The sequence below is a fragment of the Streptomyces sp. GC420 genome (assembly GCF_009916105.1).
Classification (GTDB): domain Bacteria; phylum Actinomycetota; class Actinomycetes; order Streptomycetales; family Streptomycetaceae; genus Streptomyces.
Genome location: NZ_JAAAXQ010000735.1, coordinates 1 through 1,522, shown reverse-complemented (window position 1 = coordinate 1,522; position 1,522 = coordinate 1). Strand labels below are relative to the sequence as shown.

Annotated in this window: 1 protein-coding gene; it reads right to left on the bottom strand. The window is 71.3% G+C overall.

The window, feature by feature from the left end:
- Window positions 1-40: 40 nt before the first annotated feature.
- Entirely contained in the window at window positions 41-1,459 is a 1,419-nt protein-coding gene (locus GUY61_RS38260; protein ID WP_208106983.1) for a glycoside hydrolase family 16 protein, read from the bottom strand.
- Window positions 1,460-1,522 lie beyond the last annotated feature (63 nt).

Below are 1,522 nucleotides of genomic sequence, written 5' to 3'. Positions count from 1 at the left end.
GGAGAGGGGAAGAGGCCGGGAAGGCGGGAGGCGGAGGAGGTCAGCCGAAGGGGATCCGGACGTAGGACTGGTTGCCGGTGCCGACCGTGCTGGAGCCGTTTCCGATGGCGTTCCAGACCTCGACGCGCACCTTGCCGTTGGTCAGGTTCCCGTGGCTGCCCGTGGACGACTTCAGGCCCGTGGACTGGGTGTAGTGCTCGTAGCCGGGGACCGGGTCGGTGGCGAAGTAGTTGTACGTCTCCGTCCGGTCCCAGGTCCCGTCGCCCGTCCGGTCGTAGCTGATGCGCACCTGCTGCCCGTTGGCGACGGTCGTCCCGGCGTCCACGAACAGGTCGAAGGAGGTCGAGCCGCCGTCGTACGTCCTGGTGATGCCGGACGCGGTGAAGGTCTGCGGACTGCTCGGGGTGCCGTCGTGGTTGGCGCCTCCCGCGGAGGCCAGGGTCACCGTGGAGGCGGCGGCCTCCGCGTCGCCGAGGCCGCCGCCCGAGCGCAGGCTGAGGCGGCTGGAGCCGGCGGGCGGGTCCGTCGGGTCGGTTGAGCCGCCGCCGCGCGTCCACACCGCGACGTAGTCGACGACCATCGGCCGGCCGGGGACGGTCGCGGCGGTCGGGGTGGCGCTGCCCTGGACGCCGTCGGGGAAGGCGCCGCCCATCGCGACGTTGAGCAGGATGAAGTAGCCCGCGTGCTCCGTCATGTTCGCCCATGTGGTGGCGGAGAAGCGGTCCTGGGCCAGGCTGTGGAACAGCTGGTCGTCCACGTACCAGCGCAGCTGGTTGGGGGTGACGGAGCGGTCCCACTCGAAGCGGTAGGTGTGGAACCCGGACTGGCAGGTGGAGCCGGGGCAGGCGCGGCTCGCGCCCAGGCCCTGGGTCTCGTTGCAGTCGCCGCCGGGGTTGACCCCGCAGTGGAGCACGCCCCACACGGAGTTGATGCCGTTGACGTTCTCCATGATGTCGAACTCGCCGATCGCCGGCCAGTTCCAGTAGTTCCCGCGGTACGGCGATCCCAGCGCCCAGAACGCGGGCCAGTAGCCGAGCGCCTCGTTGCCCGTGGCATTGGGCATCTGGATGCGGCCCTCGATGCGCAGGGTGCCTCCGGCCGGGGCCTTGAAGTCGCCCCGTTTCGTCTCGATGCGGCCGGAGGTCCAGTTGCCCGCCGAGTCGCGGAGCGGGGTGATGCGGAGGTTGCCGTTGCCGTCGAGGCTCAGGTTGCCGGTGGAGTCCGTGTAGTTCTGGATCTCACCGGTGCCCCAGTTGGCGGGGCCGCCCGGGTATCCGTGGCCGGTGTCGATCTGCCAGTTCGACGAGGAGGGCAGGGTTCCGGCCGAACCGTTGAAGTCGTCGCTCCAGGCCAGGTTCCAGCCGGTGGGAGTGGGCGGGACGGCGCCGCGGGCGCTGCCGGCGCCGCCGAGCAGCGCGCCGACGACGGCCAGCGCGGTGACGACCAGGGCACCCAGCAGGAGGGGGCCTCGTCTGCGGAGTGGTACGGGGGCTGCGGGGGTGATGCTCGTACTCACGGACAC